The 14,144-nt window shown below is 73.6% G+C and carries 12 protein-coding genes; 6 read left to right on the top strand and 6 right to left on the bottom strand.

All coding sequences use genetic code 11. The annotated features are described in order from the left end of the window. Nucleotides 1-20 precede the first annotated feature (20 nt). The gene (locus AC0NH5_RS28080; protein WP_474409493.1) at nucleotides 21-833 is read left to right on the top strand and encodes an ABC transporter ATP-binding protein; all 813 of its coding nucleotides are present in this window, start codon (nucleotides 21-23) and stop codon (nucleotides 831-833) included. 88 nt (nucleotides 834-921) lie between these two features. Here AC0NH5_RS28080 and lhgO read toward each other — a convergent pair whose 3' ends face one another. Continuing rightward, on the bottom strand, nucleotides 922-2,115 hold the full coding sequence (gene lhgO / locus AC0NH5_RS28075) for an L-2-hydroxyglutarate oxidase (protein WP_474409491.1): 1,194 nt from the start codon (nucleotides 2,113-2,115) through the stop codon (nucleotides 922-924). Between the two features lie 124 nt (nucleotides 2,116-2,239). Then, complete coding sequence (locus AC0NH5_RS28070; protein ID WP_474409488.1) at nucleotides 2,240-2,656, bottom strand: GlcG/HbpS family heme-binding protein; 417 nt, start codon at nucleotides 2,654-2,656, stop codon at nucleotides 2,240-2,242. Nucleotides 2,657-2,770: 114 nt separating this feature from the next. Here AC0NH5_RS28070 and AC0NH5_RS28065 point away from each other — a divergent pair, with 114 nt between their 5' ends. Together AC0NH5_RS28065 and AC0NH5_RS28060 are read left to right on the top strand one after the other, a co-directional pair. Then, nucleotides 2,771-3,115 carry a PadR family transcriptional regulator gene (locus AC0NH5_RS28065; protein WP_474409485.1) on the top strand — a complete coding sequence of 115 codons (345 nt, stop codon included), beginning with the start codon at nucleotides 2,771-2,773 and terminating at the stop codon, nucleotides 3,113-3,115. Further along, nucleotides 3,112-3,828, top strand: a complete 717-nt coding sequence (locus tag AC0NH5_RS28060) for a hypothetical protein (RefSeq protein ID WP_474409482.1) — start codon at nucleotides 3,112-3,114, stop codon at nucleotides 3,826-3,828. Before AC0NH5_RS28065 ends, AC0NH5_RS28060 begins: the two co-directional genes overlap by 4 nt. A 17-nt stretch (nucleotides 3,829-3,845) precedes the next feature. Here the strand turns inward: AC0NH5_RS28060 and AC0NH5_RS28055 are convergent, their stop codons facing one another. From AC0NH5_RS28055 to AC0NH5_RS28040, 4 genes are read right to left on the bottom strand one after another with little or no spacing between them, the layout of a single operon-like run. Then, nucleotides 3,846-5,261: a HAMP domain-containing sensor histidine kinase gene (locus AC0NH5_RS28055; RefSeq protein WP_474409480.1), complete on the bottom strand. Its 1,416-nt coding sequence runs from the start codon at nucleotides 5,259-5,261 to the stop codon at nucleotides 3,846-3,848. After that, nucleotides 5,258-5,959 carry a response regulator transcription factor gene (locus AC0NH5_RS28050; protein WP_474409478.1) on the bottom strand — a complete coding sequence of 234 codons (702 nt, stop codon included), beginning with the start codon at nucleotides 5,957-5,959 and terminating at the stop codon, nucleotides 5,258-5,260. The genes AC0NH5_RS28055 and AC0NH5_RS28050 overlap by 4 nt, the downstream gene beginning before the upstream one ends. Nucleotides 5,960-5,988: 29 nt before the next feature. Further along, nucleotides 5,989-6,393, bottom strand: a complete 405-nt coding sequence (locus AC0NH5_RS28045; RefSeq protein WP_474409477.1) for an FMN-binding protein — start codon at nucleotides 6,391-6,393, stop codon at nucleotides 5,989-5,991. Between the two features lie 14 nt (nucleotides 6,394-6,407). Next, the gene (locus AC0NH5_RS28040) at nucleotides 6,408-7,811 is read right to left on the bottom strand and encodes a ferredoxin reductase family protein (RefSeq protein ID WP_474409476.1); all 1,404 of its coding nucleotides are present in this window, start codon (nucleotides 7,809-7,811) and stop codon (nucleotides 6,408-6,410) included. A 227-nt stretch (nucleotides 7,812-8,038) separates the two neighbouring features. On the opposite strand from AC0NH5_RS28040, the gene AC0NH5_RS28035 reads away from it, so the two are divergent. The 3 genes from AC0NH5_RS28035 to AC0NH5_RS28025 all read left to right on the top strand — a co-directional run bounded on the left by AC0NH5_RS28035 (nucleotide 8,039) and on the right by AC0NH5_RS28025 (nucleotide 13,923). Next, nucleotides 8,039-8,908, top strand: a complete 870-nt coding sequence (locus tag AC0NH5_RS28035) for a helix-turn-helix domain-containing protein (RefSeq protein WP_474409474.1) — start codon at nucleotides 8,039-8,041, stop codon at nucleotides 8,906-8,908. A gap of 70 nt (nucleotides 8,909-8,978) precedes the next feature. Continuing rightward, entirely contained in the window at nucleotides 8,979-10,472 is a 1,494-nt protein-coding gene (locus AC0NH5_RS28030; protein ID WP_474409473.1) for a GGDEF domain-containing protein, read from the top strand. 43 nt (nucleotides 10,473-10,515) lie between these two features. Further along, nucleotides 10,516-13,923: an ATP-binding protein gene (locus tag AC0NH5_RS28025; protein ID WP_474409471.1), complete on the top strand. Its 3,408-nt coding sequence runs from the start codon at nucleotides 10,516-10,518 to the stop codon at nucleotides 13,921-13,923. Nucleotides 13,924-14,144 lie beyond the last annotated feature (221 nt).

The raw sequence follows: 14,144 nt of genomic DNA, 5'->3' as shown, positions 1-14,144 counted from the left end.
AACAAGCGACTGGAGGCACCATGACCGGTGGCAAGCCCCGCCTGAGCGGCGCCGGCATGACCCTCGCGTACGACAAGCGGATCATCGCCGAACAGCTGAGCGTCGACATCCCGGACGGCTCGTTCACCGTCATCATCGGCCCGAACGCCTGCGGCAAGTCCACCCTGCTCCGTGCCCTGTCCCGGCTGCTCAAGCCGCAGGCCGGCACGGTGCTGCTGGACGGCCAGGACGTGCACTCGCTGCCCACGCGCTCGGTCGCCAAGCAGCTCGGCCTGCTGCCGCAGTCGTCCACCGCCCCGGACGGCATCACCGTGGCCGAGCTGGTGGCCCGCGGCCGGTACCCGCACCAGAGCCTGATCCGCCGCTGGTCGTCCGCCGACGAACGGATCGTCACCGAGTCGATGGCGTCCACCGGCGTGGCCGACCTGGCCGACCGCAACGTCGACGAACTCTCCGGCGGTCAGCGCCAGCGGGTGTGGCTGGCCATGGCCCTGGCCCAGCAGACGCCGCTGCTGCTGCTCGACGAGCCGACCACCTATCTGGACATCGCCCACCAGATCGAGGTGCTGGACCTCTGCGCCGAGCTGCACGAGACGCGGGGCCGAACCCTGGTGGCCGTGCTGCACGACCTCAACCACGCCGCCCGGTACGCCACCCACCTGATCGCGATGCGCGGCGGCAAGGTCGCGAAGTCCGGGCGCCCGGGTGACGTGCTCACCGCCGAGCTGGTCGAGGAGGTGTTCGGGCTGCCCTGCCGGGTGATCGACGACCCGGAGAGCGGCACGCCCCTGGTCGTCCCGGCCGCCCGCCGCCGCGCAAGCCACAGCGTGTGAAGTTCGGGTGCGATACGCACCCGAACTTCACACACAAAGAACCGCAGCGTGTGAAGTTCGGGTGCGATACGCGCCCCAACTTCACACGCTAGGCGAAGATCTCGGTCACCACGTGCTGGGCGATCGCGAGCGACGACGTGGCCGCCGGTGACGGCGCGTTCCGGACCGCGGTCACCGGCCCCAGCCGGTGGATCCGGAAGTCGTCCACCAGGGCGCCGTCCCGGTCCAGCGCCTGGGCCCGCACCCCCGCCCCGGCCCGTTCCACATCGTCCGCGCCGATCTCCGGCACGTACCGCATGGCCTCCGCCATGTACCGCCGCCTGGACAGCGACCCGCGCACCTCCTTGACCCCGGTACGCCAGTGCCTGCGGGCCATCTGCCAGGTCCCCGGCCAGGCCGCCATACCGGCCAGGTCGGCCAGCGAGACCGTGGTCCGCGTGTATCCCTCGCGGGCGGTCGCGAGCACAGCGTTCGGCCCGACCTCGACCACCCCGCTCACCCGGCGGGTGAAGTGCACGCCGAGGAACGGGTACCGCGGGTCCGGCACCGGATAGATCATGCCGCGCACCAGGTCCGCCTTCTCCGGGCGCACCCGCATGTACTCACCCCGGAACGGGATGATCCGCGGCTCGGCGACGTCCCCGGCCAGCCGCGCCACCGTGTCGGTGTGGATCCCGGCGCAGACGATCAGCCGGTCCACGACCACGTCCCGCTCCCCCGCGACCACCCGGATCCGCCCGCCGGACCGCTCGACCCGGGTCACCGCGAAGCCCGTGCGCACCTCCCCGCCGGCCGCCATGATGTCCTGCGCGAACGCTCGCGCCACCGCCGGGAAGTCGGTGATCGCCGTCTCCGGCGAGTGCAGCGCCGCCAGCCCCGCGGCGTGCGGCTCGATGTCGCGGATCCCGGCCGGGTCGACCCGGCGCAGGCCGGGCACCCCGTTCTCCACGGCCCGCTTCTCCAGGTGGTCCAGCCGCCCCAACTCGTCCTTGCCCACCGCCACGACGAGTTTGCCGCATTCGTCGTACACGATGCCCCGCTCCGCGCAGAACTGCCGCAGCAGCAGCCGGCCCCGGGTGCACAGCTCGGCCTTCAGGCTGCCCGGCGGATAGTAGATTCCGGCGTGCACGACCCCCGAGTTGTGTCCCGTCTGGTGCAGCGCCACCTCGGCTTCCTTCTCCAGCACCACGACCCGGGTGCCCGGGCGCCGCAGCGTGATCTCCCGGCCGATGGCCAGCCCGACGATGCCTGCACCGACGATCCCGACGGTCTCGTCCGCCACGTGTCGCCTCCCCCTGCTCGTTCGACCCTCACATCGAACCGCAGCACGGCCCCGCAGGAGGCATCGCGGGGCCGCCGGACGTGCGGAAGGCTCCGTTCGGCCGAGGCGGAACGGGACGTCCGGCTCACCCGCCGGTCTGCTCGTACCCCAGGTCCGCCAGCACGTCGCGGGACGCCCGCTGATCCTGCACCGGGGTGCCGCCGGAGACACCGAGGCCACCGAGGATCTTTCCGCCCCGCCTGATCGTCGCCCCGCCCTCGGCGCTCACCGCCGCCGTCTCGGACAGAGTCGCGAAGAAGGTCGGATTGCGCTGCGCCCAGTCGTGCAGCACGTTGGCCGGGCGCTCCTCGATCGCCGCACTGTAGGCGATCGCGATCGCGATGCTCGAGGTGAGCGCGCCGGCGCCGTCCGACCGCTTCACCGCGATCAGGTGGCCGCCGGCGTCGACGACGGCCACGCTGAGGGCCGTCCCCAGCCGCTCGCCACGCCGCAACGCGCCCGCCAGGATCTCCTCGGCCTCGGCCAGGGTCAGCTCGGTCATCGGGCGCCTCCGCTAATCAGGACAGGTTGTTCTCAGTACATCGAGAACCACTCATCGGCACAACCGGATCGCGGCTAGGTTGCGTGGCAATCTAGGTAGCCCTACCATCTAGTTGTGAGCGAGACCCAGTGGCCCGCCGAATGGCTCCGAGGGGTGCTCACCCTCTGCGTGCTGGGCGTGCTGACCGAAGGGCCGACGTACGGCTACGCCATCAGTCAGCGGCTGGCCGAGGCCGGGCTCGGCACGGTCAAGGGCGGGACCCTCTATCCGCTCCTGGCCCGGCTGGAGAACGACGGGCTCGTGACGTCGACGTGGCAGGCCGGCGACTCGGGCCCGAGCCGCAAGTACTTCGCGCTCACACCGGCGGGTCACCGTGAACTCGTCGGCCGGTCCCGGGACTGGGACCGGTTCGTGGACGCGACCAGGCGCACGCTCACCACATCCCAGGAGACGTCATGATTTCCGCCCGCCATCTGATGGATCCGTGGCACGACACCCTCATCACCGAACTGCGGCTGCGCGAGGTGCCCGGCAACCGCATCGGTGAGGTGCTGGCCGAGGTGGACGCTCACTGCGCCGACAGCGGCCAGACCCCGGTGGAGGCGTTCGGCGATCCCGTCACCTACGCCCGGTCACTGAGCGACGCCCACGCACCCGTCCGGCGCCCCGGTGACCTGGCGCGGAGATATCTGATCCCCACCGCTCAGGCGTTCGCCACCCTCGCCGGAGTCATGGCGCTCCTCAACGGTGTGGACGGACTGACGCACGGCGGACCGGCCGAGGTGACGGGTGGGCAGCTGGCCGGCATCGCTGCCGGCACCGCCGTGTTCCCACTGGTCATTGCCACGATCTTCCGTCCGGCGCTGTTCCGCCGCAGGTGGGCGTGGGGGATCGTGGTGACGGCCGCGTTCCTGGTGCCCGCGGTGCCGCCGGTGCTGTGGTCCGGACCGGTCGCCCACGTGCCCGCGGTGGCGCTGCTGACCGCCGGGCTGCTCCTGCCGGCCGTGGCATGGTTCCCGGCCGCGGCGGGCCGCGTCCTCGCTGATCGCATCATCGACCCGCGAACCGGGTCGGAGCCCTTCACCACACCGTGGTTGCTGCTCGCGGCCGCCCGCTGGTTCCTGCCGGCCACCTTGCTGGTCGCGGTGGTCCTGATCATCCTGTTCCCCTGAGTCGCACGCGCCCTCGGTCACCGCACCGGGATGGGGGCGGTGACGGGGAGGGTGACGGTGAGGACCGTGCCGTGCGGGGTGGCGGGCTCGGCCGTCACGGTGCCCGCGTGCTGGGCGGCAGTCTGCGCGACGATGGCCAGCCCGAGACCCGAACCGGGCATGGAACGGGCCGCCGGCGCGCGGTAGAACCGGTCGAAGACGTACGGCAGGTCCTCCGGCGCGATGCCGGGCCCCGCGTCGGTGACGGTCAGCCGGCAGGCCCCGGCGCCGTCCGCGACCAGCCGGGTCGTGACCGTCCCGCCGGGCGGGCTCCATTTCGCGGCGTTGTCCAGCACGTTGACGACCATGCGCTCCAGCTCGCCGGGACGGCCCAGGACGGTGACCGGCGCCAGCGACGTGTCGAAGGTCAGCCCCGGCGCGCGGATCCGGACCCGGCCGACGGCGGCGGTCACCACCTCGGTGAGCTCGACCGGTTCGGCGGCCTCGCGGCTGCCCTCCTCGCGGGACAGCTCGACCAGCTCGGTGGTCAGGGTGGCCAGCTCGCGCACCTGGGCGTCCAGGTCGGCGAGGAGCCGGGCCCGGTCGTCGGCGGTCAGCCGGTGCGCCAGCTCGGGTTTGCGCTCGACCTCCAGCAGGAGCTCGACGTTCGTACGGATGCTGGTCAAGGGTGTTCGCATCTCGTGTCCGGCGTCCTCGACCAGCGCCCGCTGCGCGCGGCGGGACGCGTCGATGGCCGCGAGCATGGCGTTCACGGAACGCCCGAGGCGGGCGATCTCGTCGTTGCCGCTGACCTCGATCGGGCGGGTCAGGTCCATCGTCACGGCGACGCCCTCGACGGCGCCGGTGAGGCGGTCCACCGGGGCCAGCCCGGCCCGGGACACCGTGCGGCCGAGCAGCGCCGCCCCGGCGACCCCGGCCGCGCAGCCGAACGCCAGCAGCAGCGCGAACATCGCGAGCACCCGTTCGTCGGGATCCGGGTCGACGCCGACCTGCACGGCGCCGCCGCCGTCGATCGGCACCGTGAGCATCAGGTAGTCGCCGGGCCCGACGGTGACCACCTCCTGCACCTGCTCGTCGCCGCCGGCGGCGATCCGCCCCGCGGCCGCGGTGACCGGTAGCGGGGTGGCGCTGCCGCCGATCACCTGGCCGGCCGGGCCGAGGATCTGCCAGCAGGGACCGATCTCGCCGGGGTAGTCGCCGCCCTCGGTGTGCTCGTAGTCGCCTCGGATGTTCTGGGTCGCGAGCCACTGCTGCGGGTCGGCCGCGATGGTGCGCGCGTCGGCCATCAGCTCGGCCGACACCTTGCTCTTCTGGATCTCCCGGACGCTGAGGAAGGCGCCCGCCGAGACGATCAGCACGGCGGCCGCCACCGCGCCGGTGACCAACAGGGACAGCCGGGCGTGCAGGGTGCGCGAGTGCCACCAGCGGATCACAGCGGCTCCTCCCGCAACACGAACCCGACGCCACGGACAGTGTGCAGCAACCGCGCCTCCCCCTCGGCCTCGAGCTTGCGCCGCAGGTAGCCGAGGTAGACGTGCAGGCTGTTGGACTGCTCGCCGAAGTCGTACCCCCAGACCTGGTCGAACAGCAGCGCCCGGGACAGCACCTGCCGGGGATGCCGCAGGAACGCCTCGAGGATGGTGAACTCGGTGCGGGTCAGCCGCAGCGGCCGGTCCCCCCGCCACACCTCCCGGGTGGCCGGGTTCATCCGGACGTCGGCGAAGACCAGCCACTCACCCGCCGGCTGCGGGTCGGCCCCGCCGAAGGTCAGCGCCGACCGCCGCAGCAGTGCCCGCACCCGGGCCAGCAACTCCTGCAGGGCGAACGGCTTGACCAGATAGTCGTCGGCGCCCGCGTCGAGCCCGGCGACCCGGTCACCGACGGTGTCGCGGGCGGTCAACATCAGCACCGGCAGCACCAGGCCGCCGGCCCGCAGCTGCCGGCAGGTCTCCAGCCCGTCCAGCCGCGGCATGCTGACGTCGAGGATCAGCGCGTCCGGCTCGCCCGCGCGCACCACGTCCAGGGCCTGCAGGCCGTCACCGGCAGTGTCGACCTGATATCCCTCGAACCGCAGGGTGCGCGCAAGCGAGTCACGGACCGCCGCGTCGTCCTCCACCACCAGGATCCGCATGCCACCAAGGGTGCCAGCGGGGCCGGCGGTCAGGACAGCTGGGCGGCGTCGAGCGCTGATTGCAGGGACTCCCGGTACCCGTCGCTGGTGTACGTGGCGCCGGACACCGCGTCGATGCCGGCGCTCTGCGCCTCCAGGGTCGCCTGCACCAACTGCGGGACGGCCCGGGCGCTGATCTCCTCGTGCCGCGGGCTCCCACCGGGCCGGACCGGCACCGAGACGGCGGTGACCTTTCCGTCCACGACCGTGATGACGACCTGGACGTCGCCCTCGCGCGTCGACACGGTCCGGCCGGCGAACGTGTCGGAACCGGCCGGGGAGGCGGCGGCTGTCGTCGCCGGGGCGCCGGCGGTGAGGCCGGTGCTGGTGCGGTAACTGAACAGCAGCACGAGCGCCGCCACGGTGGAGACCATCCACAGAGTGATCCGTCGCATCAGAGAAACCCCTTCTACCAGGCGAAGAGTTCGGTGTGGACGTGCGCAGGCCGTACCCCCGCAGAAACCGCGGCCCGCCGTGCGGCCGCCGCCCATTCCGCCGGCCCGCAGATGTAGACCCGGGCTTCCGCGATGCGCGGCGCCACCTGCCGCAGCACCACCGCGTCGCTGTCGGCGGCGAGTTCCCGGTTCAGCCAGGACGGCCGGTCCGGCCGGGGCCCGATCACCGGCACCACGGTGACTCCTCGCCGTGCCACGAACTGTTCCAGCTCCGGGCGGAACGCCAGGTCCTCCTCGCGGCGCACCCGGTAGATCAGCGTCGCCTCGCCGTCGCCGTAAGGGAGTTCCCCCAGCAGGGACAGCAGCGGGGTGATGCCGATGCCGCAGGCCAGCAACACCACCGGCCCGCCCCGATAGTGCTCGCCCGTGAGCCGGCCGAACGGCCCCTCGAACAGCACCCGGGTGCCCGGCCGCACCGAGGCGACGCGGGCGCTGCCGTCGCCCCGGCTCTTCACGGTGATCCGCAGCAGGTCGTCGCCCGGGGCGGCGGAGAGCGAGAACGGGTGGGCGCGGGTCCAGCCGGCGCCGTCCAGGAACCGCCACAGGAAGAACTGGCCGGCGCGGGCCCGCAGCTCGCCGAGCCGCCGCCCGCTCAGATGCACCGAGGTCAGACCCGGCCCCTCCGGGACCACCCGCTCGACCACCAGGCGGTGCCTCCGGTTGCGCAGGATCGGCAGACCCAGGCGGTACGCGACGACGGCACCCGCCGCGGCCGCGTACAGCGTCCACCAGTAGGCGCGGGCGGCCGCGCTGCCCGCGAAGTCCTCGCCGGTCCAGATCTGGTGCGGCAGCGCCAGCCCGACGCCGAGGTACGCGTACAGGTGCAGCAGGTGCCAGGACTCGTACCGCAGCCTGCGCCGGGCCACCCGGACCGAGGTCACCACGACCAGCAGCAGCAACGACGCGCCGGCCGCGGCGAGCAGCATGCCCGGGTAGGTCAGGACCAGCTCGGCGAACCGGGTGAGGACGCCGGTCGTACCCGCCGCGTATCCCACCGTGATCGTCACGACGTGCCCGGCCATCAGCCAGAACGAGCTGAAGCCGGTCCACCGGTGCCAGCGCGCCAGCCGGTCCTGCCCGAACGCCCGCTCGACCAGCGGGATCCGGGCCATCAGCAGCACCTGGAGCAGCAGCAGGTCGGAGGCGTACAGGCCGGTGAGCCGGCCGATCGCGGTGATCGCCTCGGAACCGCCGGCGGCGACGTCCCGCGGCCCGCCGTTGCCCACCCACAGCGCGGTGACGATCACCAGGCTCAGCCCGGCCGCCAGAGCGCCGGCGCCGCCCCACCAGCGCGGCGCCGCGCGGGGGCGACGGTGTCGATCTTTCCCGGCGTCGGGGTGCACAGCGGTCGTCGTCATGGGCGCAAAGCTGCCTGGCATGCCTAAGAGACAACGGCGACGACCGTAAGGGTTCCCTAAGAGATCCCGACTCAACAGATCAACTGAACGTACCGAGATCGCTCGGGTAGGTGACTGTTCCGGTTCACCCCTGGGTATGCTGACGGCGACCCCGCCCGGTCGATCCACAGAGGACCTCTGTCGAGCGGGTCGCGGCGACTGACACGATCCCCGACCGGGGAGGTCCGGTGACCCAGGAGAGCGAGAGCGGCGGGGCGACAGTCCGCCGTCTGCAGCTCGGCGCGCACCTGCGAGCCCTGCGCCGGGCCGCCGGCTTCACCCGTGACCAGGCCGGTTACACCATTCGTGCGTCCGAGTCGAAGATCAGCCGGATGGAGCTCGGCCGGGTCAGCTTCAAGGAGCGCGACGTCGCCGACCTGCTGAAGCTGTACGGGGTGGAGGACCCCGCCGAGCACCGCCGGGTGCTCACCATGGCCCGCGAGGCGAACGAGCCCAGCTGGTGGCACGCGTACGGTGACGTCCTCGACACCTGGTTCCAGAACTACCTGGACCTGGAACAGGCCGCCGAGCTGATCCGCACCTACGAGATCCAGTTCGTGCCGGGCCTGCTGCAGACCGACGCGTACGCGCGAGCCGTCATCAAGCTCGGCCATGACAACGCGAAGCCCGGCGAGATCGACCGGCGGGCGGACCTGCGGATGGCCCGCAAACAGGTGCTGCAGCGCCCGGACGCGCCCCGCCTCTGGGCGGTCCTCGACGAGGCGGTGCTGCGCCGCCCGATCGGCGGCCGCAAGGTGCTGCGCGAACAGATCGAGGCCCTGCTCGTCGCCTGCGAGTCCCCGCACGTCCGGCTCCAGGTCATGCCGTTCGACTCGGGCGGCCACGCGGCGGCCGGCGGCGCCTTCAGCATCCTGCGGTTCCCGCACGCCAAGCTGCCCGACGTGGTCTACATCGAGCACCTCACCAGCGGCCTCTACCTGGAACGCCGCGAGGAGGTCGACCACTACGCGGCGGCGATCGGCCGGCTCTTCATCGAGGCCGAGCCGCCGGGCCGCACCCAGGACTTCCTCCGCAAGCTGCTGACCGAGCTCGACTGAAGGCAGAACGCACCCGTCCGGCACCCGTTCGGCAGCCGTCCCGCACCCCGGCGCCGTCAGTGTTGCGGGCATGAGCAGTGCCACCAGTACCGTGCCCGCCCGCCGACCGGCGGCCTGGCAGATCAGTCTCGCTGCCGCGCCGGTCATGATCGGGCTGTACTACGCGCTGGCCCGCCTCGGCGTCTCCCCCGGGTTGCAGGTGGCCCTCTACAGCAGCGCCAACACGGCGTTCGCGGTGTGCGCGCTGATCGTCGCACGCCGCACCCCGGCGCTCCGCAAGATCATGCTGCTGCTGGCCGGCTCCGCCGCCGCCGGTGTGGCCGGCGACGTGCTGTTCTTCTTCGGAGCGCTGATCAACGGCGAGGTGCCCTATCCGGGGGTGCCCGACCTGTTCTACCTCGCGGCCTATCCGCTGATGGCCCTCGGCCTGCTGCTGATCATCCGGCGGCGGACGCCCGGCTGGGACGGTGCGAGCGCCATCGACGCGGCGATCGTCGCGGTCGGTGTGGGCTACCTGGTGTACGAGTTCGTCATCGCACCCACCTGGAGCGTCGACGGCGACAGCCTGACCCGATTCGTGTCGGTCGCCTACCCGCTCGGCGACCTGATGCTGATCGTGGTCGGGGCGCGGCTGATGCTGGGCGCGGGACCGCGCACCACCTCGCTGCGGATGATCGGCCTCTACCTGACGCTGACGCTCTACGCCGACACGATCTACAGCATCCAGTCGCTCAACGGCACCTACCAGGCCGCGAACTACCTCGACATGTTCTGGATGATCTCCGGCTTCGTGATGGCCGCGGCGGTCCTGCACCCCGGTGTGGCGCAGATGGCGAGCCCGTCGAGCGCCGCCACCCCGGACGCCACCACCGGCCGGCTGCTCGTGCTGGCGCTGGCCGCGATGACCGCGCCCACCGCGCTGATCATTCTCGACGCCCGCGACGGCGAGCCCCACGCGACCGCCGCCGCAGCCGTCTGCAACGTCCTCTTCCTGCTGGTCATGGTCCGGATGACCGGGCTGGTCCGGGCCCAGCGCCTGGCCGCGATCACCGACGGGCTGACCGGGCTGCGCAGCCGCCGCTACTTCGAGGAGGCGCTCAGCAACGAGGGCGCCCGGGTCAGCCGGCACCACCAGCCGCTGAGCATGCTGCTGCTGGACATCGACCACTTCAAGGTCATCAACGACACGTACGGGCACAACGGCGGCGACCGGGTCCTGGTCGAGGTGACGCACCGGCTGCGCGAGCTGATCCGGCCCGGTGACGTGGTGGCCCGTTACGGCGGCGAGGAGTTCGCCGTGCTGCTGCCGAGCACCGGTCCGGTCCAGGCCCGGGAGGTCGCCGAGCGGGTCCGGCGCGGGATCAGCGCCGCCCCGATCGCGGTCGCCGACTCCAGGATGTCCCGGGTCACCATCTCGGTCGGCATCGCCGGCATGCCGTCGGCCGGCTCCACCGACGAACTGGTGCTCGCCGCCGACCGCGCGCTCTACGCCGCGAAGAACGCCGGCCGCAACCAGGTCGCGTCCGCCGAGGAGATCCCGGCGGAGTCCACCGCCGCTGCCTGACCCGGGGTGTCCGGGTGGCACGGCAACCGTCACAATCGTCGCCATGCGGTTCGGCATCCTGGGTCCGCTCCGGGCGGAGCACCCCGACGGACGGCCGATCCCGGTCGGCGGTCCACGGCTGCGCGCGCTGCTGGCGATGCTGCTGCTCGACGCGGGCCGCCCGATCGGCGCCGAGCGGCTGATCGACGGCCTCTACGGCTCTCAGCCGCCGGCCGGCGCCGGGAACGCGCTGCAGTCCCAGGTGTCGCGGCTGCGCCAGGCGCTGCCGGTGGAGCTGGGCCCGGCCGGCTACCGGCTGGCGGTCCCGCCGGACGACGTGGACGCCCACCGGTTCGCCGCGCTCGCCGCCGACGGGCGCCGGGCCCTGGCGGCCGGTGACCCGGCCCGGGCCGTGCGACTCCTCGAGGAGGCGGCCGGTCTGTGGCGCGGCGAGCCGCTCGCCGACGTGCGGGACGCGCCGTTCGCGGCGGCCCAGGCGACCCGCCTCGACGCGTTGCGGCTGGAGGCCCTGGAGGACCTCGGTGAGGCCCGGCTGGCCGGGCAGCCCGGCGACGCGATCGCCGAGCTGCGTGAGCTGGTCGCCGCGCATCCGCTGCGGGAGCGGCCGCGAGCCCTGCTGATGCGCGCTCTGGCCGGGGCGGGCCGGGCCGCGGAGGCTTTGTCGGCGTACGAGGACGCGCGCCGGACCTTCGCCGAAGAGTTGGGGGCGGACCCCTCACCGGCCCTGTCCGAGGTGCACACCGCGGTGCTGCGGGGTTCGGTCGCCGCGCCGCGGGAGCTGTCCCGGATCGGGGTGCCGACCTCGTTGAGCAGTTTCGTCGGGCGCGACGAGGAGCTGTCCCGGGTGGACCGGGCGCTGCGGTCGGCCCGGCTGGTCACGCTGCACGGGCCGGGCGGGGCGGGCAAGACGCGGCTGGCGGCGGAGGTCAGCGGCCGCCACGACGGTGACGTCTGCTTCGTCTCGCTGGCCACGGCCGGTTCGGTGCCGGCCTCCCCGGGCGTCTCCGCGCCCGCCTCTCCCGGGTCCGACGCCACCTCATCCCCCGACGCCGTCTCATCCCCCGACGCCACCTCATCCCCCGACGCCGTCTCATTCCCCGACGCGGCCTCATCCCCCGACGCCGTCTCGTCCGGGGCCGACGACGTGCCGCGGGCTGTCCTGGCGGCACTCGGCCTGCGCGATACCGGTCTCACCGACCGCCACTCCGCCTCCCCGCCGCCCGCGGTGACCGACCGGCTGGTCGCCGCGCTGACCGGCCGGCGTCTCCTGCTCGTCCTGGACAACTGCGAGCACGTCGTCGACCAGGCCGCCACGCTGGCCGGGCGGCTGCTCGCCGCCGCGCCGCAGCTGCGGATCCTGGCCACCAGCCGGGAGCCGCTCGGCATCACCGGCGAGACGCTCTGCCCGGTCTCCGGCCTGCCGGTGCCGCCGCCGTCCGCGGCCCACCAGGACCTCGAGGCGTTCGCCGCGGTCCGGCTCTTCGCCGAGCGGGCCGCCGACGTCTCCCCCGGCTTCCGGCTGAACCCGGCGAACGCCGCGGCCGTCCACCGGGTGTGCCGGATGCTCGACGGTCTGCCGCTGGCCGTGGAACTGGCCGCCGCCCGCCTGCATGCGCTCACCGTCGAGGAGGTGGCGGCCCGGCTGGACGACAGGTTCCGGCTGCTGTCCCGCGGCAGCCGCACTGCCGAGTCCCGGCACCGCACGCTGCACGCGGTGGTCGCGTGGAGCTGGGACCTGCTCACCGAACCGGAACGCGTGCTGGCCCGCCGCTTCACCGTCTTCGCCGGCGGCGCCACGCTCGACGCCGTCGAGGCGGTCGCGAACGCCGGGCCGCTCCCGCCCGCCGCACTCCTCCCGCCGGCCGCACCCCTCCGAAACGCCACACCCCTCCCGGCCGCCGCACCCGTCCCGACCGCCGGCCCCCCTTCAGCCGCCGGAGAATTTCCGGCCGCCGAGACGCCCGACACCGTGGAGATCGTGGCCGGGCTGGTCGGCAAGTCGCTCATCGAGCGGGACGGCGACCGGTACCGGATGCTGGCGACCATCCGGGCGTTCTGCGCCGACCGCCTGGCCGAGGCCGGCGAGCAGGACCGGGTCCGGGCCGCGCACGCCGCGTACTTCCTGGACCTGGCGCGCCGCGCCGACCCGCTGCTGCGCACCGCCGATCAACTCACCTGGCTGGACCGGCTGGACGCGGACCGGGACAACCTGCACGCCGCCCTGCGCCGCTCCTCGGCCGCCGGTGATGCCGGCACCGCGCTGCGGCTGGTGTCGGCGCTGTCCTTCTACTGGTGGCTGCGGGGCGTCCGCTCCGAGGCCACCGCCCTCGCCCAGCAGGTGCTGCGCGAGACCGGGCCGGAACCGCCGCCCGGCCACCGCGAGGAGTACGCGCTCTGCGTCCTCAACACGACCCTGGGCGGCGGCAAGTCCCCCGAGGAGCACTGGTCCCGCTACATGCTCACCCTCCGGGACCCGCCCGCCCAGCCGTTCCTGCTCTACCTCTCGGCGATGGCGGTCGGGCCGCCGGACGCCCCACCCGCCGACGTGGTCGACCTCAACCGGCAGTTGCGCGCCCGTCTCGGCAGCGACCCGTGGAGCGACGCGCTCGGCGGCGTCGGCGCCGGCTGGATGCTGCTGTTCGCCGGCGCCACCCCGCAGGAGGCGGAGGCCGACTTCGTCTCGGCGCTGACCGGGTTCCGCGCGATCGGTGACCGCTGGGGTGCCATGCTGGCCCTCTCCGGCCTCGCCGAGATGGCGATCTGGCGCGGCGAGCCGACAGCTGCCATCGCGCCCGCCGACGAGGCGTTGCGGCTCGCCGCCGAGCTGAACTCCGCCGTCGACGTGGCCGACCTGCTCCGCGGGCGCGGTGAGGGCCGGATGAGCAGCGGGGACCTGGACGGCGCCACCGACGACTTCATCCGGGCCGCCGAGGTGGCGCGTTCGTGCGGCGCACCCGAGCTGGTGGCGGCCGCCCTGCTCGGCCTCGGCACGGTGGCCTTCCGCCGGGACGAGCTGGAGTCGGCCGCCCGGCAATGCACGGCCGCGTTGGACGCCTGCCCGGCCGGGTGGTACGGCGCGGACGGCACCCGGATGGCCATCCTGGTCACGCTCGGCCGGATCGCCTCCGCCCAGGGTGATCCGGTGGCGGCGGCCCGGTGGTACCGCCAGGTGTTCACGGTGCGCTCCGGCATGCTCGGCTTCCAGGTGATGGCCGAGGCGATCGACCGTCTCGCCGAGCTGGCCGTGGCCGGCGACGACCCGGCCCGGGCCGCGACCCTCCTCGGCACCGTGACCGCCCTCCGGCTGCGGCCCTCCCCCACCGGCTCCCAGCCGGCCGCCCAGGTGGCGGTCACCGCCCGGGCCCGCCTCGGCCCGGACGCCTACGAGGCGGCGGTCGCGCGGGGCGCCGCCCTCAGCGCCGGCGAGGCCTACACCTACCTCCAGTCCTGACCCCACCCAGCCCAACCCCGCCCGGCCGAACCCCACCCGGCCGAACCCCACCCAGCCGAACCCCACCCGGCCGGCCTCCCCGCGGCGGTCGCCTCGGCACAGCACTCAGCGCCGGCCGCGGGAGGCCGGCCAGCCCTCAGCGCTGGTTCTTGTGTGTGAAGTTGGGGTGCGAACCGGACCTCAACTTCACACACTGCACTGCCGACGCCGGAGAGAACCGG

The sequence above is a fragment of the Actinoplanes sp. 13 genome, assembly GCF_056134165.1.
The sequence above is the reverse complement of the archived record's forward strand: the minus strand, read 5'-3'. Positions and strand labels throughout refer to the sequence as shown.

What these genes read in the sequence shown, in the direction of transcription:
- AC0NH5_RS28080 (WP_474409493.1), top strand. Translation starts at nt 21, where the DNA reads ATGACCGGTGGCAAGCCCCGCCTGAGCGGCGCCGGCATGACCCTCGCG.
- AC0NH5_RS28070 (WP_474409488.1), bottom strand. Translation starts at nt 2,656, where the DNA reads ATGACCGAGCTGACCCTGGCCGAGGCCGAGGAGATCCTGGCGGGCGCG.
- AC0NH5_RS28060 (WP_474409482.1), top strand. Translation starts at nt 3,112, where the DNA reads ATGATTTCCGCCCGCCATCTGATGGATCCGTGGCACGACACCCTCATC.
- AC0NH5_RS28050 (WP_474409478.1), bottom strand. Translation starts at nt 5,959, where the DNA reads ATGCGGATCCTGGTGGTGGAGGACGACGCGGCGGTCCGTGACTCGCTT.
- AC0NH5_RS28045 (WP_474409477.1), bottom strand. Translation starts at nt 6,393, where the DNA reads ATGCGACGGATCACTCTGTGGATGGTCTCCACCGTGGCGGCGCTCGTG.
- AC0NH5_RS28040 (WP_474409476.1), bottom strand. Translation starts at nt 7,811, where the DNA reads ATGACGACGACCGCTGTGCACCCCGACGCCGGGAAAGATCGACACCGT.
- AC0NH5_RS28030 (WP_474409473.1), top strand. Translation starts at nt 8,979, where the DNA reads ATGAGCAGTGCCACCAGTACCGTGCCCGCCCGCCGACCGGCGGCCTGG.
- AC0NH5_RS28025 (WP_474409471.1), top strand. Translation starts at nt 10,516, where the DNA reads ATGCGGTTCGGCATCCTGGGTCCGCTCCGGGCGGAGCACCCCGACGGA.